The organism is Marinoscillum pacificum, from assembly GCF_024714495.1.
Lineage (GTDB): Bacteria > Bacteroidota > Bacteroidia > Cytophagales > Cyclobacteriaceae > Marinoscillum > Marinoscillum pacificum.
The window spans coordinates 635,527-658,295 of record NZ_JAMZMJ010000001.1; the positions used below are offsets into that span (position 1 = coordinate 635,527).

Annotated in this window: 18 protein-coding genes; 8 read left to right on the forward strand and 10 right to left on the reverse strand. The window is 39.3% G+C overall.

Features of this window, described 5'->3' with window-relative positions; genetic code table 11:
* Positions 1-3: 3 nt before the first annotated feature.
* Entirely contained in the window at positions 4-3,156 is a 3,153-nt protein-coding gene (locus NXS00_RS02740; protein WP_258097580.1) for a sensor histidine kinase, read from the forward strand.
* A 711-nt stretch (positions 3,157-3,867) separates the two neighbouring features.
* Here NXS00_RS02740 and NXS00_RS02745 read toward each other — a convergent pair.
* Both NXS00_RS02745 and NXS00_RS02750 read right to left on the reverse strand, forming a co-directional pair.
* Positions 3,868-4,572: a tetratricopeptide repeat protein gene (locus NXS00_RS02745; protein ID WP_258097581.1), complete on the reverse strand. Its 705-nt coding sequence runs from the start codon at positions 4,570-4,572 to the stop codon at positions 3,868-3,870.
* 127 nt (positions 4,573-4,699) lie between these two features.
* Positions 4,700-6,133, reverse strand: a complete 1,434-nt coding sequence (locus NXS00_RS02750; RefSeq protein WP_258097582.1) for a CCA tRNA nucleotidyltransferase — start codon at positions 6,131-6,133, stop codon at positions 4,700-4,702.
* 152 nt (positions 6,134-6,285) lie between these two features.
* On the opposite strand from NXS00_RS02750, the gene ligA reads away from it, so the two are divergent.
* The 3 genes from ligA to dapA are packed head-to-tail and all read left to right on the forward strand — an operon-like array spanning position 6,286 to position 9,719.
* Complete coding sequence (gene ligA / locus NXS00_RS02755) at positions 6,286-8,337, forward strand: NAD-dependent DNA ligase LigA (protein WP_258097583.1); 2,052 nt, start codon at positions 6,286-6,288, stop codon at positions 8,335-8,337.
* Position 8,338: 1 nt separating this feature from the next.
* On the forward strand, positions 8,339-8,860 hold the full coding sequence (locus tag NXS00_RS02760) for a DUF6913 domain-containing protein (RefSeq protein WP_258097584.1): 522 nt from the start codon (positions 8,339-8,341) through the stop codon (positions 8,858-8,860).
* On the forward strand, positions 8,841-9,719 hold the full coding sequence (gene dapA / locus NXS00_RS02765) for a 4-hydroxy-tetrahydrodipicolinate synthase (RefSeq protein WP_258097585.1): 879 nt from the start codon (positions 8,841-8,843) through the stop codon (positions 9,717-9,719). The genes NXS00_RS02760 and dapA overlap by 20 nt, the downstream gene beginning before the upstream one ends.
* 9 nt (positions 9,720-9,728) lie before the next feature.
* Here dapA and NXS00_RS02770 read toward each other — a convergent pair whose 3' ends face one another.
* The 3 genes from NXS00_RS02770 to NXS00_RS02780 form a co-directional block, all read right to left on the reverse strand.
* Positions 9,729-10,214 carry a nuclear transport factor 2 family protein gene (locus NXS00_RS02770; protein WP_258097586.1) on the reverse strand — a complete coding sequence of 162 codons (486 nt, stop codon included), beginning with the start codon at positions 10,212-10,214 and terminating at the stop codon, positions 9,729-9,731.
* A gap of 79 nt (positions 10,215-10,293) precedes the next feature.
* Positions 10,294-10,470: a BF3379 family histone-like protein gene (locus tag NXS00_RS02775; RefSeq protein WP_258097587.1), complete on the reverse strand. Its 177-nt coding sequence runs from the start codon at positions 10,468-10,470 to the stop codon at positions 10,294-10,296.
* A gap of 99 nt (positions 10,471-10,569) precedes the next feature.
* Positions 10,570-11,823, reverse strand: coding sequence for an aminotransferase class I/II-fold pyridoxal phosphate-dependent enzyme (locus NXS00_RS02780; RefSeq protein ID WP_258097588.1), 1,254 nt, complete (start codon positions 11,821-11,823; stop codon positions 10,570-10,572).
* A 288-nt stretch (positions 11,824-12,111) separates the two neighbouring features.
* Here NXS00_RS02780 and accC point away from each other — a divergent pair, with 288 nt between their 5' ends.
* Genes accC through NXS00_RS02795 form a run of 3 tightly spaced genes read left to right on the forward strand, consistent with a single transcriptional unit; the run spans position 12,112 to position 15,463 of the window.
* The gene (gene accC, locus NXS00_RS02785; protein WP_258097589.1) at positions 12,112-13,614 is read left to right on the forward strand and encodes an acetyl-CoA carboxylase biotin carboxylase subunit; all 1,503 of its coding nucleotides are present in this window, start codon (positions 12,112-12,114) and stop codon (positions 13,612-13,614) included.
* Between the two features lie 3 nt (positions 13,615-13,617).
* Positions 13,618-14,928, forward strand: a complete 1,311-nt coding sequence (locus NXS00_RS02790) for a DUF1015 domain-containing protein (RefSeq protein WP_258097590.1) — start codon at positions 13,618-13,620, stop codon at positions 14,926-14,928.
* A complete protein-coding gene (locus NXS00_RS02795) occupies positions 14,885-15,463 on the forward strand; it encodes a Maf family nucleotide pyrophosphatase (protein WP_258097591.1) in 579 nt (192 codons plus the stop codon). The genes NXS00_RS02790 and NXS00_RS02795 overlap by 44 nt, the downstream gene beginning before the upstream one ends.
* An 85-nt stretch (positions 15,464-15,548) precedes the next feature.
* Here NXS00_RS02795 and NXS00_RS02800 read toward each other — a convergent pair whose 3' ends face one another.
* From NXS00_RS02800 to NXS00_RS02820, 5 genes are all read right to left on the reverse strand, one after another.
* A complete protein-coding gene (locus NXS00_RS02800) occupies positions 15,549-16,931 on the reverse strand; it encodes an efflux RND transporter periplasmic adaptor subunit (RefSeq protein WP_258097592.1) in 1,383 nt (460 codons plus the stop codon).
* Positions 16,932-16,933: 2 nt separating this feature from the next.
* Positions 16,934-18,289: a TolC family protein gene (locus NXS00_RS02805; protein ID WP_258097593.1), complete on the reverse strand. Its 1,356-nt coding sequence runs from the start codon at positions 18,287-18,289 to the stop codon at positions 16,934-16,936.
* 8 nt (positions 18,290-18,297) lie between these two features.
* Entirely contained in the window at positions 18,298-18,978 is a 681-nt protein-coding gene (gene sdaAB, locus NXS00_RS02810; protein WP_258097594.1) for an L-serine ammonia-lyase, iron-sulfur-dependent subunit beta, read from the reverse strand.
* Positions 18,979-19,079: 101 nt separating this feature from the next.
* Positions 19,080-19,985 (reverse strand): thymidylate synthase, encoded by a 906-nt coding sequence (gene thyA / locus NXS00_RS02815; protein ID WP_258097595.1) that lies wholly within the window; start codon positions 19,983-19,985, stop codon positions 19,080-19,082.
* Between the two features lie 81 nt (positions 19,986-20,066).
* The gene (locus NXS00_RS02820) at positions 20,067-20,426 is read right to left on the reverse strand and encodes a four helix bundle protein (RefSeq protein WP_258097596.1); all 360 of its coding nucleotides are present in this window, start codon (positions 20,424-20,426) and stop codon (positions 20,067-20,069) included.
* A gap of 196 nt (positions 20,427-20,622) precedes the next feature.
* Here NXS00_RS02820 and NXS00_RS02825 point away from each other — a divergent pair, with 196 nt between their 5' ends.
* A complete protein-coding gene (locus tag NXS00_RS02825; protein ID WP_258097597.1) occupies positions 20,623-22,761 on the forward strand; it encodes an efflux RND transporter permease subunit in 2,139 nt (712 codons plus the stop codon).
* The last annotated feature ends 8 nt before the right edge of the window (positions 22,762-22,769 follow it).

Consider the following 22,769-nt stretch of genomic DNA (forward strand, 5'->3'; position numbering starts at 1 on the left):
AGTATGATGATAGATTTTCGATTACAGGCATGGAAAAGCATGAAACCATGGCGATTCCTGTCTATCCTTTTTCTATTGCTAGTTTCCTCAACCGTACATAGTCAGGATATAAAACTGGATATCACCAAAAACCCCAGCCAGTATGTATTGAGAAGTTGGAGCACTGAGGAAGGAATGGCCTCAGAGTCTACGAATGAAATTCTTCAATCTGAGGATGGATACATTTGGATTGCTACCTATGCCGGCTTACACCGCTTTGATGGCAAAGACTTCACCATTTTTAATAGCTCCAATAGCAACATTCCTTCCCCTACTGTTCTAAGAGTGAAAAAGGGCATCCATGGAGAAATATGGATTGGATCACAGCATGGCCTTGCTTATCTGAAAAACGATGAGTTTATCGTTCCTAGCCCTTTAGAACCAACACGTGATATGAGTATTGAGCAAATGCTTATTACCAAATCTGGCGATTTATGGTTCAGCACACGCACGAATGAGTTGTATAGTTACCAGAATAATGAACTAACAAACTTCACGGCAGACTTTAATCTAAAGGAAAGTACTGTACTTTCGATGATCGAATCAGATGAAGGAAACCTGTATTTTGGAACTGATGACTCGCATATTCTAGAGTATAATCCAACAACGAAAGAAGTAAGAGACATTTCCCCGATCGATAATGTCAACGGAATCAATGATTTCTATTGGTCAGAAAAACAACTATTTGTTGCCACTGGAGTTGGGCTCTATACTTACGAAAATTCTTCATTCAAATTACATAAGGGAATTTCCAACAGAGCTGTTACGGCTATTCATGTCGATCAAAATGATGTCATTTGGCTTGGAACCATGAATGGACTGTTTCGATGGAACTCTGAAACTCAAAAACTAGATTCCCTCACGGAAGAAAATGGAATGCCTAACAACATAGTAAGAGATATGTTGGTTGATGGACGAGGAAATCTTTGGGTGGCTACCTACAGAAATGGTATTTTCTTTCTTTCAGATGGTTCAATTGTTAGCTACTCCAAAGAAGAAGGTACCGAAACAAGTATTATTTCCAGTATTTCAGAATTAAGTACAAACACTTACTTATTAGGAAATGAAAATAGCTCTTTTAACATCCTGCAAAATGACAAAATCAAACCCTGGACACCTCCTATTGCTGTCCCAACGGCTCGCCTAAAACATTTATTTACCGATACAAAAGGAAGAACCTGGGTAAGCACCTATGCCGGATTGTATGTATTGGATGGTGATAATAGCAGACGTTTTACAGTTTCTGATGGATTTCCAGACAACTATATCCGAGTTACCTTTGAAGATAGTAAGGGTAACATTTGGGTAGGCACCAAAAATGCAGGCCTCATACGATTCAAAACCCTCAACGACTGGGAAAACATCACCATTGAAAATGGACTTAGTTCGAACTACATCATGTCCCTGGAGGAAAGTACTACCGGACAAATAATAATTGGCACGATTGGGGGTTTAAACATTATCGAACAAGATGGAAGTATACAGTATGTAACAATAGATGATGGTTTGCCTTCAAGTTTTATGTTCTCTACCCTGGCAACAGACAAGTTTATATGGTTAACCAGCAATGATGGACTCACCGGTTACAATCAAGATACCGTAGTTAATTTCAACCAGGAAAATGGACTTGGTTTTGACATAGTTTACGACATCATCAAAGACGACTTTGGAAATATCTGGCTACCTTCCGAAAACTCAATTCTCAGCATCAATCTGGAGCAATTGGAAGCTGCAGCCTATGATTCCACTATTCAACTAACTGTAAAGCATTTTGACAAGAGTTATGGTATGAAAAATAGCCACTGTCTTGGAGCAGCTTTATCATTAAAAGACTCTCAAGGCATGATTTGGGTTCCCACATTAGATGGGGTTGTTAGCATAGATCCCAAAGAGATTAATGCTCCAGTCTTTGAGCCTTACATGATCATTGAAAATGTACTTGCAGATCAAGAAGAACTAGATGTAACTAATAAAATTACAGTTCCTGCCAGCACTATAAGACTTCTAATTGATTTTACAGCAATAAGTTACGTCCAGACAGATCGTCTTGAATTCAGATACAAACTAGAACCATTCGATAAAGATTGGATTCAGGCTTCAGGAGAGCGCAACGGTGTTTATACTAATCTCCCTCCAGGCAAATACCAATTCAAGTTACAAACTGGTGTTGACGGCAAGTACAATGAAACTTACTTATCTAAAGAAATATTTATCAAAGCGGCCTGGTGGCAAACACTCTGGGCAAGAATACTCATCGGAGTAACGATCATCCTGTTGGCATTATTGATCTATTGGTTACGGCTAAGAGCACTCACCTCACGAAATATGTGGCTGGAATCGACCGTTGCGGAGCGCACCAAAGAGCTGGAAGAACAAAAAAGCGAATTGAACGATGTAATTGAGCAATTGAAAAACGTTCAGGAACAAATGGTACAGTCGGATAAAATGGCATCACTAGGAGTATTATCCGCTGGGGTTGCTCATGAAATCAACAACCCACTCAACTTTATTCAGGGCGGAGTAGAAGGTTTAGAACAAACGCTCATAAATGGAGGGTCTCCAACACGCGAAGAGTTTAATATTCTAATTGGTGCTATCAAAGAAGGTGTCCATAGAGCTTCTAAAATTGTATCCAGCTTAAACGAATTTAGCCATTCGGCAGATGACCGGGATGAACCATGTGATATCCAGCACATCATTGACAATTGCCTTACTATGCTTCAATATCGAATTAAAAATGATATTGAATTAATCAAGCATTATAAGGTGGATGACGTGAAAATAATGGCCAATAATGGAAAGGTTCACCAGGTATTCCTCAACATCATCACAAATGCTTTGCAAGCCATTGAAAGCACAGGAACTATCAGAATCAATACCTGGAATGATCGCAATTATGTCTACATTGAAGTCATCGATTCTGGCCAAGGCATTAAACCTGAAGACCTCCCTAAAATAACCGAGCCTTTCTTTAGCACGAAAGAACCAGGCAAAGGAACTGGTTTGGGACTCTCTATTACCTACGCAATCATTACCGAACACAAGGGCAAGTTGACTTATTCCTCTGAATGGGGCAAAGGAACCACAGCCAGGATTGTTTTACCAAGGATTAAATAAGTGGGCGAAGTTGGTTTCTTCAAGCTAATAGCTTTTCAATATTTGTCGCTTGGCAGAGCCTAGGGACTACTCAAGGATTATCAAGCTAACACATGACTCGATAACAGAGCAAATTGCACTATTTCAACAATTAAAATATACTGATCAGATTTGAGTCCATATCACTGCGGGTTTGACATAAAGTCTGCGCAGGTTTTGCTTAAAACCTGCGCAGACTTTTAGCAAAAGCTAAGCAGTTTTAGAAAATGAAGTAAAAAACTCCCTGTAAGCACATATGGAGCTGTTTTTAATCAGAAATGAATCTCGATTGCTTAAACATTACTAATTGTACTATTCCTAGATACAGCAACTAATTCATAAGAGCTTGCTAGCCATCAGATGATCATTAGCCTCTGCTCATGAGGAGAGGGTTGAGCTCAAACGCACCTTCTTTCAAGCTCAAAGCTTTTCAATATCCGTCACTTGGCTCAGCCAAGCGACTACTCGAGCTGGACATGGCTCCCTTTAGGGTATGGGGCAAAACATGCCCATGCAGAAGTCAAGAAACAACACAGCTACACAAAAAGTATTGAATTTGTGATCCAATGTATCCTCTAGTCCCTCTCCTCTAGTGAGAGAGTTTGATCGAGACTATTTGAAATTTTATTACCAAGGGTAAAACAAAAAAAGCACGCCTTGCAGCGTGCTTTCCAATATCTTTTTATACTAACCTTATTTATTCAGATCAGCCATTTGCTGCTTTAATACCACAAAGTCTGGTTGCATGTCCAATGCTTTTTGATACAAATCTTTCGCTAAAGAGGTATTTCCTCTATCCTCTTCAATCATTCCTTTCAAACGTATAGCTGCCACTTTCAGAGGCACTTGTTGGGTATTGTTCTTATCATCTTTCGGGAAGATCAACTTCTGCTCTTCAGACTTTGGTGAATCGATGATCACCTGAACATTGTTGATCGCCTCACCATAACGCTTAATATCCATCTGTAAGAAGGCTATTTTATATAATGTACCCAGGTCATTGTTGGCCAGATACATTTTCTCGTAGTTTTCTACAGCTCTGTTCTTCACACCTAATCCCTCAAAAGACAATGCCGCAACTTCCGCTGCAAACAAATCATTAGGATCAATGCGCATAGCGTCAGAAGCCACCAATGCAGCAGAAGCTAGTTGGTTATATTCATAATACCACAAAGCCAACGTATCATACAATGCTGGGTTACCTGGGTTTTCTGCTATCAGGTTGTACAATGCCATTCTTGCCACAGATGGATCATTGTAGTTTTTAGCAATACCATAGATAAATGCATTTTTTCGCAACTCCCAAGGAATAGAGTCTTGCTTGGCTTTTTGGGTTCCATTCTGTGCGCTTGCCACAAATCCAACAAACACAATGGCTAATGTCAATAAATACTTCATATGTAAATACTATGTTTCTTTCAGTAAGTCTGCAAAAATAGAAATATGCAGGATATTTATGCTTTACTAGTACAAATTTGACTCCAGAGTGTCTTTTTTAACGTTTTATAACGTTTCCACAGCAGTATTAGGAATTCACAGGAGTTAAACCAAGCTTCTTGCCAGTATCCACCATCAACTGATGAGCTTCCTCCCTATTATTATGAATGGTCCCTTCCAATATTGCTTCCTTGATCACATTCTTGATCTCTCCCACTTCTCGAGAAGGTTCTATACCAAAGAATACCATAATTTCTTCACCTGAAATGGGTGGCTGAAAATTACGAACATGATCACGCTCTTCAACTTCCTTTATCTTGCGTTCTACTTTCTTGAAATTGGCAAGGTACTTACGCACCTTGTCCATGTTCTTGGAAGTGATATCTGCGCGACATAAAGTCATCAAGTCATCAATATCATCTCCCGCTTCATATAGCAGTCTTCGGATTGCTGAATCCGTCACTTTTTCATTGACTAATGCTATTGGTCTCAAATGAAGTTTGACCAGCTTTTGAACGTACTTCATCTTCTCATTGAGAGGTAGCTTCATGCGTTTGAAAATCTTTGGAGTCCATTTAGCTCCCAGGTCTTCGTGACCATGAAAAGTCCATCCAGCTTGCTCATGAAAGCGTTGCGTAGCAGGCTTGGCGATATCATGCAAAATAGCAGACCATCGCAACCATAAGTCATCAGTATCCTGACAAATATTATCAAGCACCTGTAACGTATGGTAGAAGTTATCCTTATGCCCTTTTCCGTTAATGCGCTTCACTCCATGGAGCTTAGCCATCTCAGGAAAAATGATTTGTAGTAACCCAGAAGTAAATAGCAGCTTGAATCCATAAGAAGGCACTGGAGATAAGATGATCTTATTCAACTCATCCGTTATACGCTCTTGTGAGATGATTTTGATACGTTCTTTTTGCGTAATGATTGCATCAAATGTCTTCGCCTCTATATCAAAATTGAGCTGAGAGGCAAAACGGATCGCACGCATGATCCGCAATGGATCATCCGAAAATGTTACTTCTGGATCTAGCGGAGTAATAATTTGCTTTTGAGCTAAATGCTCCACTCCTCCAAAGGGATCGATCAATGCACCGAAATCATCCTTATTGAGACTAATGGCTAAGGCATTGATCGTAAAATCTCTTCTGTTCTGATCATCCTCCAGCGTACCATTCTCTACTATTGGTTTGCGTGAGTCTGAACGATAACTTTCTTTACGTGCTCCTACAAACTCTAGTTCAAACTCTTTATAGGTAATAGCAGCGGTGCCAAAATTCTTATAGACTGCCAACTTGGCTTCAGTCCCAAGATGTTCTTTAACTGCTTGCGCTAATTTGATTCCAGAACCAACACATACAAAATCTATATCCTTCGAAGGCCTGTCTAGAACGATATCTCGCACATAACCTCCTACAATATAAGTTTCAAGCTTTAGCGCCTGAGCAACCTGCCCCACCTCCAGAATGATGGGATTTAATTCAATTTTCTTATCCAGAACCTCTATTTCCGCCATTGCTTCAAAATTATAACAATCAGGTGAATGACAATCGTCAATTGTTCAATAATTGAGTGACACAGAATGTATGATTGCATGGTCACTTTCAGCAACCAACTGCATGTTCAATCCCGTTAGATTGTTAGATTTGTATGTTCCATACCTAAAGAATGAGTTCAGAAATTAAATCCCACATTGATAAGCTCACTGATGAGCTCAACCATCACACGTACATCTACTATCAGGAGAGTAGATCGGAAATTACTGATTTTGAGTTTGATCAGTTGCTGAAAGAACTGGAAAAATTAGAAGCAGAATATCCTCAATATCAGCGAGAAGACTCTCCCACGCATCGTGTTGGAGGAACCATTACCAAGTCATTTAATACGGTACATCATAAATACCCAATGCTCTCATTGGGAAATACATATTCCAAAGAAGACCTAGCTGAGTTCGATAAACGTGTTGAAAAAGGATTAGGAACTTCTGAATATGAATACATCTGTGAATTGAAATTCGACGGTGTAGCCATTAGCTTAACATATGAAAATGGCCTACTCAAACAAGCTGTGACCAGAGGAGATGGCGTCAAAGGCGATGAGGTAACTACAAACGCCAAGACCATTAAAACTATACCGCTTAAACTAAAAGGAGATTATCCAGCTTCTTTCGAAGTACGTGGAGAAGTTTTCATGCCCAAAGAAGTATTTAAACACCTCAACGAAGAGCGTCAGAAGCAGGGAGAACCATTGCTAGCTAATCCAAGAAATACTGCTTCTGGCACGTTGAAAATGCAAGACTCGGCTGTAGTGGCTAAGCGAAAGCTGGACTGCTTCTTGTATTCCTTATTAGGTGAAAACCTGGAACCTCAAACACATGAAGCCGCTCTTCAATTATTAGAGACATTGGGCTTTAACGTTTCTCCAACTTACAAGAAATGTCAAACCATTGATGAAGTATTTGACTATATCAATTACTGGGATCAAAAAAGACATGAATTGCCGTTAGAAACAGACGGTATCGTTATCAAAGTAAATAGCTCCGATCAACAAAAAGAACTCGGATTTACGGCCAAAAGTCCACGTTGGGCTATCTCCTATAAATACAAGGCAGAGGCAGCTCAAACCAGGTTAAGAAACATCACCTATCAGGTAGGAAGAACTGGAGCAATAACTCCGGTTGCCGAGCTGGAACCTGTTTTGTTAGCTGGAACCACTGTAAAAAGAGCGTCTCTTCACAATGCCAATGAAATAGAACGTCTTGACATTCGAGTTGGAGATCTGGTTTTTGTAGAAAAAGGTGGAGAAATCATTCCAAAAATCACAAAAGTCAATTTAGAAAAAAGACCATCGGACTCTACTCCTACTCAATACATTACAGAGTGTCCCGAATGTGGCACAGAATTGATCAGAAAAGAAGGTGAAGCCAATCATTACTGTCCAAATCAAGATGCTTGTCCTCCACAAGTTCAAGGCCGTGTGGAGCATTTCATCTCGAGAAATGCTATGGATATTGCAAAACTCGGACCAAATACCATAAAAGGTCTTTTCGATAAGCATTTGATTAAAGGAATTGCAGACCTATACGAACTCAATTTCGAAAACCTGAATGGTTTGAAGTTTGAGGTTGTTGATTTGGTAACCGGAGATGTAAAATCACGGTCTATAAAAGATAAAACGGCTCAAAACATTGTTGAGAGCTTAGAAAAATCAAAAGAAACGCCTTTTGAGAGTGTGCTTTTCGGGTTGGGAATTCGCTATGTTGGGAAAACCGTGGCTGAAAAGCTAGCAGAGCACTTTAAAAACATTGATGCACTGATGTCAGCAACCTATGAAGAGATCCTAGAGGTTCATGAAATTGGTGAGCGAATTGCCGAAAGTGTCATTGACTTTTTCGGAATAGAAGATAATAGACAGCTCGTTGAACGTTTAAAGTCTAGTGGGCTTCAAATGGAGATTGTAGAGCAAGAAAGCACACAGGATTTGGATCAGGTATTTGATGGAAAGACGGTAGTTGTTTCCGGAGTATTTGAGCGATTTGATCGTGATGAGCTGAAAAGCTTGATCAAGTCCATGGGTGGAAAAGTAGCTAGTTCCATCACAGGTAATACAGATTTCTTGGTTGCTGGTGACAAAATGGGACCAGCAAAACTGGAAAAAGCAGAAAAACTCGGCACTAAAATCCTGAGTGAAGCGGAATTTATTGAGATGAGTAACCTATAGGATGTTGAAAAAGACAATAGTCAATTATAAAACGAAGAAAAACCTAAAAAAGCATCACTCGCAGGAAACGATGGATTTTAGGACAAGCAATAGGTTTGCTATTGTTTACTCTGACCAGTTTGAGAATGAAGAAAAACTCAAAGAAATCATCAAAGATTTGAAAGGTCTGGGTAAAGAAGTGAGTGTGATGGTCTACTGCCATCAGCCAAAAAAGAAAATATCAGAGCTCCCATTTTTCACCAACCTGGATATCACCTATGGAGCTGATATTAAGGGTGAAGACCTTAAAACTTTCTTGTCCCAACAATATGATTTTGCACTATGTTTTGATCAATCGGGGCATTTCTTAATTGATTATGTATTTTCGCTAATTAATAGCAAATGTAGAGTCGGAATCACTAGTGATGAACGATCTCACCACTACGATCTGATGATTAACTCTTCAGATGACAAAGCTTCGCTGAGCAGCGAAGTGATTAGATATTTAAAGATGATCCAAAGCAATGAGTACCAACCAATTTAAAGGAACCGGAGTAGCATTAGTAACACCTTTCAAAAGTGACCTTTCTATTGATTTTGAAGCCTTAAAACAGTTGCTTGACCATGTAAGTGAAGGCGATGTGGAATATCTTGTAGTATTGGGAACCACAGGAGAAGCACCTACTGTCACTGCTAAGGAGAAAAATGAGGTCATCGAGTTTGTACTAGCCAACAACCCAAAAAACTTACCAGTTGTATATGGACTAGGCGGTAATAGTACAAAATGGACTATTGATCAACTGGATTTAGTCAAAGATTATGACCTGGCTGCTATTTTAAGTTTGAGTCCATACTACAACAAACCAAGTCAGATGGGCATTCAAAAGCATTATGAAGCTATAGCAGATGCGAGTCCATTCCCAGTGATCTTATACAATGTGCCTGCTAGAACAAGCTCTAACGTAACAGCAGAAACAACAATCAACCTATCAAAGCATCCTAACATTATTGGAACCAAAGAAGCTTCTGGCAACCTGGCTCAATGCATGGAAATTCAGCAAAACACTCCTGATGATTTCATCTTAATTTCAGGAGATGATCCATTAACTCTACCAATGATGTCTTTTGGTTGTGTAGGTGCTATTTCTGTTATTGCTAATATCCAGCCAAAAACGTTCAGCGACATGATTCGATACGGATTAGCAGGTAACTTTGAAGAAGCAAACAAACTTCACATGCAAATGATGACTGGATATGACCTGGTAGGAAAGGAAGGGAATCCAGTATCGGTAAAAACAGGATTAGAAGCACTAGGACTCATGAAACGAGATGTTAGACTTCCGTTATTTGAAGGATCTAAGGAACTACTAAGACACTTTAAAATGTATTTAGGGGACAAATAGTCCCCTTTTTTATTCTCTGTATCGAGCTTTCACATCAGAGGGAACATCGCAACCTTCCTTTCTTCTGGTATCAGTTAGTCCAAATATCTTCCACTCTCCTTCTTGCTTCATCATCTGAAACATATCCACACCACAGTGGCTGAAGGTGTTACCTAAATAAAAAGCGTAATCAACCCAAACAACCGCATAATCTCCATCGATTAGAATTCGTTCATTCCAAATTGGCTCTGAGTACGTCTGCTCCTTTTCCTGACCAAAGACTTCCACCAACTTCTCTACAGGAATCGTAGACAGAACCGTTTCACCCTGTTTGCTTTTATGAACCGTTTGCAACTGCGCACCTTCAGTAAATAAGGATGCAGCAAGAGCACCATCATTGGTTTCCATAGCCACAAAAAGATGCTTAGCTACTGTCAACGCTGCAGTTTCATCATCTTGACCAAATACAAAGCTTGCACTCAAGTAGCTAAATAGTACGAATAATGTCTTTTTCATCTTCAAATATTGGCAAAAAGGCACAAAAAAAGGGGCTTAAAAAGCCCCTTTTCTTATTTATGATCTTTCAATCAGTAGATTAACCTTTGTTCTTCATGTCTTGAACTTCGATTCTGATCTCTTGAGCTATGTTTTTAAGGTCTTGCATACCTTTTCTAACTCTAGTACCAGCTGCAGAATTTTGCTTGTCATAAAACTTTGCAAAGTCAGCTTCAAGTCCGTCTACTAATTCTTTAAGTTGTTCGAATCTTTTCATATTGATAGATCTTTAATTAAGGTTACTGATAATTATTCGATAGAGCAATTTATATAAATTGTTCAAAAATCAAGCATAATGCTCAAAAAAAGCAGAAAATTAAATTTTCGCGTAAGCTCCTTCTACTCCTGCCTTCTTGTATTCACCACTATCTAGCTTGCCTTTCACAGCTTCGAAAGCAGCGATGGTTTGTTCCACATCATCAAGTGAATGAACCGCCGTTGGGATGATTCTCAAAATGATCGTTCCCTTCGGTACTACTGGATAAACGACAACAGAACAGAAAATCTTATGATTGTCACGTAAATCTTTTACAAGATTTACTGCCTCCAACGTATCTCCATTCATAACTACCGGAGTTACAGGGGATTGCGTAGATCCAATTCTGTATCCTTTCTCCACAAAACCAGTTTGGATCGCTCTCACGATTTTCCAAAGGTTTTCTTTCAACTCAGGCTTACTCTTCAATAGCTCCAAACGCTTCAACAAACCGATTACCAAAGCAATTGGCAATGATTTAGCGAAGATTTGAGATCTAACGTTGTACTTCAATACATCGATGATTTTCTCATCACCTGCAATGAACGCACCGATACAAGCCATTGACTTAGCGAACGTAGAGAAGTAGATATCAATTTGATCCTGTACTCCTTGCTCCTCACCAGCTCCTGCACCTGTAGCTCCCATAGTACCAAAACCATGAGCGTCATCAACAAGTAGTCTGAAGTTGAATTTCTCTTTCAACTTAGCAATAGACTTAAGATCACCCATGTTTCCAGACATACCGAAAACACCTTCTGTGATTACCAAAATACCACCACCAGTTTCCTGTGTGATTTTCTCAGCTCTCTTAAGTTGTCGTTCTAAGTTTTCAATATCATTATGCGGATAAACAAAACGCTTACCCATGTGTAATCTTACACCGTCAATAATACAAGCGTGCGACTCTGCATCATATACGATAACGTCTCTTCTATCTACCAAAGCATCGATTACAGACATTACGCCCTGATAACCGAAGTTTAACAACATAGAAGAATCTTTCTGTACAAACTCTGCTAGCTCTCTTTCCAACTGCTCATGATATACCGTGTTACCTGTCATCATACGTGCACCCATTGGATAGGCTAGTCCCCACTCAGCCGCTGCATCAGCGTCTGCCTTCCTTACTTCAGGATGATTCGCTAATCCCAGGTAGTTGTTCAAACTCCATGTAAGAACTTCCTGACCCCTAAACTGCATGCGTGGAGCAATCTCTCCTTCCAGCTTTGGAAACATGTAGTAGTTGTCATCGAAGTAGGAATGCTGCCCTAACGGCCCACGATCCTGCAGTAATTTTTCAAATAAATCCATTTATCGCGTGTTAATAAACTTACCAAAATGAGCTACAAAACTAACATTAAATACACATTGCGCAAACTGATAATTCTCATTTAAAATTGATAATTATTGAAAATTACTCTCATTGTTATCGAAATGTCATGAATGAAGGCCAATGAAATGCAACATTTATTGTAATTGATAAAATTTTATACAAGTGAAAGTGGAATTACATTGGAATCATTTTGTCATAATAGTCCATGAGAACTCTCAACTATTATCCCCATTCTTTTAAAGTAGGAATAACTATTTTAGCAGTCTATGAGAAAAATCCAGAAAATCCTGATTGCCAACAGAGGTGAAATCGCGATTCGAGTGATGCGCTCTGCAAAAGAAATGGGTATCAAGACTGTAGCCGTATACAGTGAAGCCGATAAAACTGCAGCGCACGTTCAATATGCTGATGAAGCTGTTCTGATTGGTCCACCCCCATCAGCTGAGTCTTATCTGGTGATGGATAAAATTTTAGAAGCTTGTAAAATCACTGGGGCAGATGCCATACATCCGGGATATGGTTTCCTTTCGGAGAATGCTACATTCGCCAAAAAAGTGGAAGATGCAGGCTTAACATTCATTGGCCCTTCTGCCGATGCGATCAAAGTAATGGGAGACAAACTTGCCTCTAAACAAGCTGTCAAAAACTTTGATGTACCTCTTGTTCCTGGAATGGATGAACCAATTAGTGATGTAGAAGCTGCTAAGAAAGTAGCCTCTGAAATTGGTTACCCTGTAATGATCAAGGCAAGTGCTGGCGGCGGCGGTAAAGGAATGCGAATTGTCAACGACCCTAATGATTTTGAAGAGCAAATGACTCGCGCCGTTAGTGAGGCAAAGAGCTCCTTTGGAGATGATTCTGTTTTCATTGAGAAGTTCATTACCTCTCCTAAACATATTGAAGTTCAAATATTAGGTGATCAGCATGGAAATGTGATTTACGTGTTCGAACGTGAGTGCAGTATCCAACGTAGAAACCAAAAAGTAATAGAAGAAGCGCCTTCTCCTGTAATTAATGAGGAGCAACGCAAGCGATTTGGAGAAGCAGCTGTCAATGTGGCTAAATCTTGTAATTACTACGGCGCAGGAACTGTAGAATTCATCGCAGATGCCAACCTGGATTTCTACTTCCTGGAAATGAACACTCGTTTACAAGTAGAGCATCCAGTTTCAGAGCAAATCTCTGGTCTTGACCTGGTTAAAGAACAAATTAAAATAGCAGAAGGACAAGCGATTAGCTTTAAGCAGGAAGACCTTAAAATTCAGGGACACAGCCTGGAAGTGAGAGTCTATGCAGAAGATCCTGAAAACAACTTCTTACCAGACACTGGTAAACTTCAGGTCTACAGAAGACCTCAGGGAGCAGGAGTAAGAGTAGATGATGGATATGAAGAAGGAATGGACATTCCGATCTACTATGATCCAATGATCGCAAAACTCATCACTTATGGTAAGGACAGAGCGGAAGCAATTGAACGCATGCAGCGCGCTATTGAAGAGTATCAAATTATCGGAATTAAAACTACTCTCCCATTCTGTCAGTTCGTATTAGGGCATGAAGAATTTGTCAGCGGAAAGTTTACCACCAAGTTTGTTGAACAGCATTTCAAACCCGAATATCTTAAGAAAGAAATTCCTGAAGACGTTCAAAAAGTGGCTGCAATTTTCGCATTCGATCAATATCAGGAAAACAAACAGAAGACTGTACAGGCACCTTCCACCAACACTAGTAGAAATAATGGTTGGAAAAATCGTATGAAAGCAGATTAATTGATGGCAGACATTCGAGCTTTCGCCGGCTGGCGATACAATAGCGAGTTGATCCAGCAAATAGATCAACTCACTTCTCCTTTGTTTGATGTGGTTTCGGATAAGCAACGAGCGGCTCTTTATACAAGAGAGTATAACAGTATCCATCTGTCTGTTCCAAGCGAAAACAATCCGGCAGCGGCAGCTAAACAACGACTAGATTCTTGGAAAGAGCGCGAGGTTTTGGCTCAAGACAGACTGCCTGCGATCTACGTATACTATGAGTATTTCTCTTTACCAGGATCATCGAAAGAGTACTGCCGTAAAGGATTTATTTGCAACATCAGAGTTCATGATTATGATGAAAAAGTGATTCTTCGTCATGAAAGCACCATGCCCTACTCTGTACGGGATCGGTTGGAACTTATTGACCAAACGAAACTGAATGTTTCTCCTACTCATGGTCTCTACACCGATGAGAGTAGGGAAATCGAGAAATATCTCGACGAGAGCATGGAATGCCCTCTTTACGAATCAGAAGATTACCAAGGAGTTAGGGACGTATTTGCAGTTATTCAGGATGCAAAAATCATCAATAGAATCCGTGAAATCATCAAAGAAAAACAAATCATTCTGGCAGATGGCCATCATCGTTACGGAGGATCTCTCGCTTACATGAAAGAGCAGATAGCTCAAAATCCTAACCATACAGGCGAAGAAGCTTACAACTTCCATATGATGTTTTTAACCAACACTGAGTCCGAAGACTTAAGAATCCTTCCGACTCATCGTGTTGTAAAGGATCTACCTAACTTTTCCGAGGAATGGTTATTGGAACAACTTCAAGAGGATTTTATAATTAAACCGGTGGAGAATGCACCTGATGTCAATGAGATTATACTGGGCAAGAAGTGGGCGTTTGGACTTTTAGTTGGAGATAATGCTTACAAAATCCGATTGAAGCCTGAAAACATTGAGAAGATTACCTGGAACTTTCCTAAAGAAATCAAGGAGCTAGACTTAACTGTCATGCACTATTTCCTATTCGAGAAAATATTGGGAATCCCTGGATCGAAACAAGTTAATGCCAGGAATATTACTTTTCAGCGGAATTTCACAACCTGTTTGAAAGATATAGTTACTGGTGAAGCTCAATTTGCCGTGATCACCAAGGACATTTCGATAGAAACAGTGAAAGAAGTGTGCTATAGTGGCTACACCATGCCACAGAAATCAACCTATTTTTATCCTAAAGTCATAAGTGGCTTTGTATTTAGTTCAATTGAAGAAGATGAATTCAGAACACCATTTGATACTTGCCTCCAACAGCCCTAGACGTCAACAGCTACTGAAAGATCTTGGATTTGAATTTGAAGTATTCACCAGAGATTTTGATGAAAGCTTTCCTGATACTCTTCCAGCTTTGGAAGTAGCGGAATATTTAGCAATAAAGAAGAACCGAAATTATCGTGAGTTAAGACCGGAATGTACCATCATCACCTCTGATACTACGGTCATCTGTGATGATCATGTGTTGAATAAAGCGGCTAACAAGAAAGAAGCCATTGAAATGTTAGAAATGCTTTCTGGGAGAACGCATCAAGTTGTTTCCGGTGTTTGTATTTCCTCTTCAGTCAAAGAAGTAAATTTTTATGACACTACTGATGTTACTTTTGACACGATCAGTTCAGATGAAATGAACTACTACATTGATCACTACCAACCGTTTGACAAAGCGGGCTCTTATGGCATCCAGGAATGGATTGGTATGGCTAAAATAAAAGCTATAAAAGGATCCTACTTCACCGTAATGGGTTTGCCAACCCATTTAATTTACAAGTCTTTAAAACGTGATTTTGATCTTCAATAGGCCTAAATACTAGGGAGTAACTTCAAAAACAAATAGCATAAAAAAAGAGGCCGAAGCCTCTTTTCATTAATCATAAGCAGAAGAATTAATCTTCTTCTGACTCTTCTTTCTTTTCATCCGGTTTTGAGTTGTCTCCTCCTTTGGTTTCAACTCCTTCTCCATCTTTCAGTCGCTTAGAGACTGCCAAGAATGGACCAGAAATGATCTCTTCGCCATCACTAACTCCTGATACTATCTCGATTCTTTCAAAATCACTGATACCAGTTTTCACAATGGTTTTAACAGCCTTTCCATCAACTAATTTGAACACTACCTCATCTAATTCAGCCGCAGCCAAATCCTCACTATCACTTTCAGAACCTGGTCCAGCAGAAGCGCCTTCGCCACCTTCTTTTTTCTTAGCTCTAGTTGTTACTGCAGACAATGGCACTGTCAGGATTCCAGACTTAGTTTCTGTCAAAATATCAACACTGGCAGTCATACCAGGTCTGAACGGGTATTTCAACCCTTTTTCTTCAATTAAATCCTGGTAAGAAGAATTCAAGATCTTAATTCTTACTTCAAACTCGGTGACGGCATCAGATGATGCTTTTGCATTGGCCGTGTTAGCAATTTGAGTAACAACACCCTTGAAGGTTTTATCCATGTAAGAGTAAGAGTCCACATCAATGATCGCGGTATCTCCATTGCTGATACGGATGATGTCGTTTTCGTTCACATCTACTCTAACTTCCATGTTAGACAAGTCAGCAATTCTCAACATTTCAGTACCCTGCATTTGAGACGTACCCACCACTGTTTCACCTTCTTCCACATCGAGTTTTGAGACAATACCAGTCATAGGAGCGGTAATTCGAGTCAATCTCAAATTCTCTTGCGCTTCAACAACAGATGCCCAGGATGATTGAACAACGAACTGTGCAGCTTCTACGTTTTGCTCTGCAGACGCTTTATCCTGCTTCGCAATATTGAAGTTAGCTTCAGCAAGCTGATAATCAGCTGCCGAAATCACTTTTTCATCATAAAGCTTTTTCTGACGATCATATTCAAGCTCAGTTCTTTTGAAAGTTGCTTTTGCTCTTTCTAATCTCGCTTTTGCATCCTCAAGGTTCGCTTTCTGTTGGTTATAGTTAGCTTGAACTCTTTGTAAAGCAGACTCAAAGTTGTCAGGGCGAATCTTCAACAAGAAATCACCTTTAGATACTGAGTCTCCTTCTTCAATTACCATCTCGATAATTTCACCTGGTACTTCCGGGCTAATTTTTACTTCAACGACCGGCTGTACAGAGCCTGATGCCGATACCTTCTCAACGATAGTAGCTTTTTCAGCTTTAGAAGTTTGCACTTCTATTAGTTTTTTCTGTCCTACCCAACCTTGTGATTTACCAATAATCACAAAGAGAACTAGCACGACAATCACCCCGATCAGGATGTATAAGATCTTATTTGATTTTTTCTTTTTGGCCATGGTTAGAATGTTAGGTTTTTGCCTTGGTAGAAGTCAAGTACTTTGGTTTTAAAAATGAAGTCAAATTTCGCGCGAACTAAGTCTGACTTGGCACGGTATAGATTATTTTGGGCTACCTGATAATCTGTAAAGTTAGCAGCTCCGAGATTGTATTGATTCTCGATTGATCGGAAGGTCTCTTCCAATGCTTCAACTTGTCTTTCGGAAGCAGAGAACGTTTTAGATGCTGCGTAAGCATCATTGTATGCCTGCTCAATCGTCTGTCTTAGGACATTTTGCTGCTCCATTACGGCTATTTCAGCTTGTTCAAGGTTGATTTTCGCATTTTGAACATTAGAATTAGCTCTCAGGTTATTGAAAATCGGAATATTTAAACCTAGACTAAGAGACCTACTTAAGTTTTGATCGAATTGGTCTGACAAAGGCACTGTAGCCAAGTTCCCGTTATCATCTGGCAACTTATACGCATCAGAATAATTGGTTCGGAAACTTCCACTCAGTGAAAGCGTTGGAGAGTAACCTGCCTGAGCAACTTTCACTCCCATGATTGCTTGATCTACTTGCAATTGAGCACTTTGAATTTCCGGCATTGCTATCAATGCATCATTATAAACAGTCTCAGCAGTTTGATCAAGAGCTGATTCATCACTCAGGTCAATCTCAGGAATTATTAACTCAATTGATTCTGACACTGGTATCAGCATAGCTTGCTTTAAGTTTAAAAGTGCCAAATTCAGATTATTTTCAGCGTTCACAAGGTTTACTTCGTTAGTCGCCACCTGTGATATAAGTTCCAATTCATTCGTCCTAGGTAAAGCACCTCCAGCAACTAACTTTTTGGTTCGCTCTAATTGCTCTTGACTTGAGTTCAATTGGTACTCCGCATTTCCAACTAATTCTCTATTGAAAATCACATTCAAGTAAAAGGTGACAATATTTAGAGAAATATCATTTTTTGCTTTATCAACGTCATACTTCGTCGATTCCCAATTGTACTTGTTTTGTTTTACTGTATTTACAATTCTGAACCAATTGAACAACGTCACATTGGAACTTCCATTTAATCCAGTAAAATTGATTTGTTGTGTGATGAACTGGTTGGTTGTCGGATCAATGGATCTACCCCATTGTGAACCATAATTACCACCAACATTAAGGTTTGGAAGCATCTCTGCTCTTGACTGCAAGTGAGATACCTTGGCTCTTTGTTCCTGCAATTCACTTCGTCTTACGGATAAGTTATTCTCAATGGCTATATCAACGCATTGTTGTAAATCAAGAATCCTTGTTGATTGTTGACTAACTGCGCTGAATCCAATGAGAAAACCCAATAGTAAGGTTAGGCTTAGTTTTCTCATAATTTAAGTTATTGATCGATATCTGGGATATACAGTACGTTTCTTACCCAGTTTAGTTCGCTTATATATGCTAAAGTTATTTGTTTAATACCCGAGTCCATCTCAAAAACGAGACAAGCAAGATCGTTCTTACCCTTTCTAGACACTGTCATCGTCGCAATGTTACAGTCATCATGAGATAAAACATCAGAAATAAATGCGATGCTCCCCATTTGATCATTCGCGTAGACTATCAACGTATGTGAGCTGGCTGTAAAATTGGTATCAAACCCATTCACAGAGCGCATTCTGATCACTCCTCCACCTCTACTTTCTCCAACGACTGTTGCCTCTGTGCCATCATCTGCAGTCATTTCAATTTTCACTGTGTTGGGGTGTAAAGTTGACGCATTTCCCACAGACTTGAAATGATACTCCAAACCAGCTTGCTCTGCCAAAATCAAAGCATCTTTAATTCGCTCATCATCGGTATGAAAATCCAACAATCCACCAAGAATAGCACGATTACTACCATGTCCTTCATACGTACGTGCAAAGGAGTTGTAAAAAGTGATAATTGCTTTTTTGGGAGTTGATTTAAGAATTTTTCGAGCCACTCTTCCTATCCTCACTACACCGGCGGTATGTGAGCTCGAAGGACCTATCATAACAGGTCCAATCATATCAAAAACACTACTTCTTTCTGACATTACAGGGGTATTAACGTAATTTGAGGAAATGTGATACCTATTTGTATCGTTATTTAAGGGTTTATTACACCTCAGTAGAAAAAATCTGAGAAATAATTTGTTTAAACTGCTACAACTGCACGAATTGCTGGGTCTGGATCATAGTTTTCCAAAGCAAAATCTTCAAACTTGAATCCAAAAATGTCTTTCACTTCAGGGTTGATCTTCATGGTTGGAAGTTCTTTTGGAGTTCTACTCAATTGAAGTTTAGCCTGATCGAAGTGATTGCTATACAGGTGTGCATCTCCAAATGTGTGAACAAAATCTCCTAACCCAAGATCACACACTTGTGCAATCATCATGGTCAATAAGGCATAAGATGCGATATTGAACGGCACACCTAAAAACACATCTGCACTTCTCTGATACAACTGACAAGATAACTTTCCTTCTGCCACGTAGAACTGAAACAAAGAATGACATGGAGGTAACCCCGACTTTGCCATCACAGGAATATCTTTTGGATTCCATGCAGAAACGATCAACCTTCTGGAATCTGGTTTATTCTTAATATCCTCTATTAGTCCTGAAATCTGATCTACTCCTTCGAAGTTTCTCCATTGATGTCCATAAACTGGTCCAAGTTCTCCGTATTGTTTGGCGAATTCATCATCGGTTTTCACTTTTTCAATGAATTCCTTCATGAACGCTTTCCATTCATCAGAATACTTCGGATACTTTTCTTCTAGATCATTCTGCTTCAAATAACTTTGGTATGGCCAATCATTCCAGATGTTCACACCGTTTTGAACCAGGTATTGAATGTTGGTATCGCCCTGAATAAACCACAACAACTCATGAATGATGGACTTCAAATGCGTTTTCTTGGTTGTTACCAAAGGAAAACCCTCTGCCAGATCAAACCTCATTTGATAGCCAAATACACTTCTCGTTCCAGTACCTGTTCTGTCGGACTTATCAACGCCATTATCCAGAATATGCTGCATCAAATCGAGGTATTGTTTCATGTTTTTCGAATTACTGTTAGTAGTCTATTCAATTAATAAAATCTTTCCACCTTTAATAATTTGATGGTCTGATGTTGGATGCTAGGTGTTGGATATCTTCTTCCTGAATGCAATCATCATGTTCATCAACTCATATGCTTGATCGTAATACAAGTTGAATTGATCTTCAGAATAATACTGTCGTCGATTTGCCTTGTGAAGACAAGTAACAACCTCCGCTAATGATCTTAGTGCATATCCCATAAACCGAGAAAACTCTGGCTTAGATTGTTCAATTGAACCCTCTGAGATATTAAGAGCAATCGAATCCACAGCTCGCATCATCTGCGAAGTTAAATTATACAATTCCTTTTGAGGGAAATTGGAGGTGGAAAGATTCAATTCTTCACCAAAATCCATCGCTTTCTGCCAAATGAGTAATTTTTCAAATTTAAATCGCATATCTAATTCATTATAGTTTCATGAAGATAGGAAACTGCATCAATCATCCAACATCTAACATCTGGCTTTATTAGCTTCGCTAATAAAAAAGCTGGAACCGATCATCAATAAGTACTACGAAAAATTCAGAAGCACGAAATTCCGAATAGTGATCATCTTCCTTTGGATTGTTACGACGGCATTTCTAGGCTTTCAAATGACATCACTGAAAGCAGATTTCGAATTCGAGAAGTTCTTTCCAACTGATGATCCGGATATTGACTTTTATGCTAATCATCTTCAAAAATTCGATTACGACAATGACTATTTGATTTTAGTGTTAACCAATGATAAAGGAGTATTTCAACCTTCTTTTTTGGAACAAACTCTCAACCTGTCAGAATCGATCGAACAAATGGAGTCGATCAATACGGTGTTTTCTTTGGTCAATGCTCAGCTTCCGGTAAAAGGCCCCATGGGTTATACCCCTATCCCACTCATTCATATAAAAGACTCGAATCGATACAGTTCAGATAGTCTTAAAATTGTTGAACATCCTGTTTTCAGGAACTTTCTAAGTAAAGATGCGAAAAGCCTTCTTGTTCAAATCAACCACAAACATTTATTAGACCCAAATGACTCCAAAGTGCTGAACCAAAAGCTCCTAGAGCAATTAGAAGAATCAGGCTTGAACTATCGAATGGCCGGAAAAGTGATCGCTCAGGAGTCTTTCGTAGGCTATATCCAGAATGACTTTGTTCTCTTTTTAGCAGCAGCTCTGGTATTGAGTTTCGGATTATTAATTGTAATATTCCGGTCATTGAAGATCGCTTTGATGCCTTATTTGATAAGTTTGACGAGTTTGATTTGGTTGTTGGGGATCATGTCATTACTAGGGTTTTCAATTACCATCTTAGGCTCTTTAATTCCTCCTGTAATATTGTTTGTCTCTACTTCTGACAGCATTCACCTAATCAATGCATTTAGAAATACTTCAGAAAATGATCATGTAAGAAGACTACAATCAGCCATTCAAAAGATATTGATTCCAACCCTTCTAACATCAGTAACGACCGCCGTGGGATTCTTTAGTTTGTGGACTTTGGACACGACACCTATTCAAGAATTAGGGCTTTTTGCTGGTTTAGGTATTTGCATTGCCTTTATCGTCACCTTTGCTTTCGGACCCTTATTGATTAAAAAGAGCTATCCACCTGAGATTCGATCTAATAAACTTGAAGCTTTAGGTCATTGGGTTTTAGGCAATCAAAAGAAAATCGCATTTTTCTGGGTCTTATTAATTGGTGTTTCCTGTTATGGCATCTATCTTCTCAAAACAGACGCATACCTGTTAAAGGACCTTCCGGAAGACTCACAGGTTCGACAAGACTTCACCTATGTAGATCAAGAACTTGGAGGCTCTAAGCCCTGGGAATTAGCCGTCTGGCCTGCTGATTCCACCAATTCACTTTACGATGAACGAGTAATTCGGGAAATAGCAAAAATTGATCAATACCTATACAACACCTACCCGATGGAGAGACTGGTAAGTCCAGCCACCCTGGTAAAGCTCTCAAGTCAAATTAACAATGGAGGACTGAATGCGGCATTTGAAATACCAGAATCTGATTCATATCAACGCACGATCAGAAGTCTTCAACAACTTTTAAAACGCAAGATGCTTCCGAATGTGAGTCATGATAATTCTTACGGACGAATTGCTGCTTTCATTCCAGAATATGGCTCTCATGAAACAAACTTGAAAAATGATCAATTAAGATCCTTCATTGAGCAAAACATTGATTCAGAGATTTTACAAACACGGTTAACAGGCACCACCTATTTGATTGACAAGAGTCATGAAGTACTTTCCTATAATCTCATAAAAGGATTAATTATTGGCATATTAATCATCTCACTGATTTTAGGCATCTATTTCCGATCCGTTAAAACATTGTTAATTAGCTTGATTCCAAACATCATTCCTTTATTAGCCGTCGCTGGATTTATGGGTTTGATTGGAGCTCCATTGAAATTAACAACCTCGGTAATATTTGCGGTGACCTTCGGAATAGCCGTAGATGACACCATTCATTTTCTCGCTGTTTTCAATAAACCCAAGAACGATAGCACGAAAGACAAACTCCTAACAACCTATAAATCAGCAGGTAAAGCAATTATTCTCACCACTTTGATCATAGTGAGTGGATTTAGCCTGTTCATCCTGTCTTCTTTCGGTGCCACGTATTATTTAGGCCTGTTTATGACAATTTCTTTGATGATAGCGTTGTTAACTGATTTAACTCTTCTACCTTTGCTCCTTACTTTGTTTAAAACCAAGGAAACACAGAGATAACACAGCGG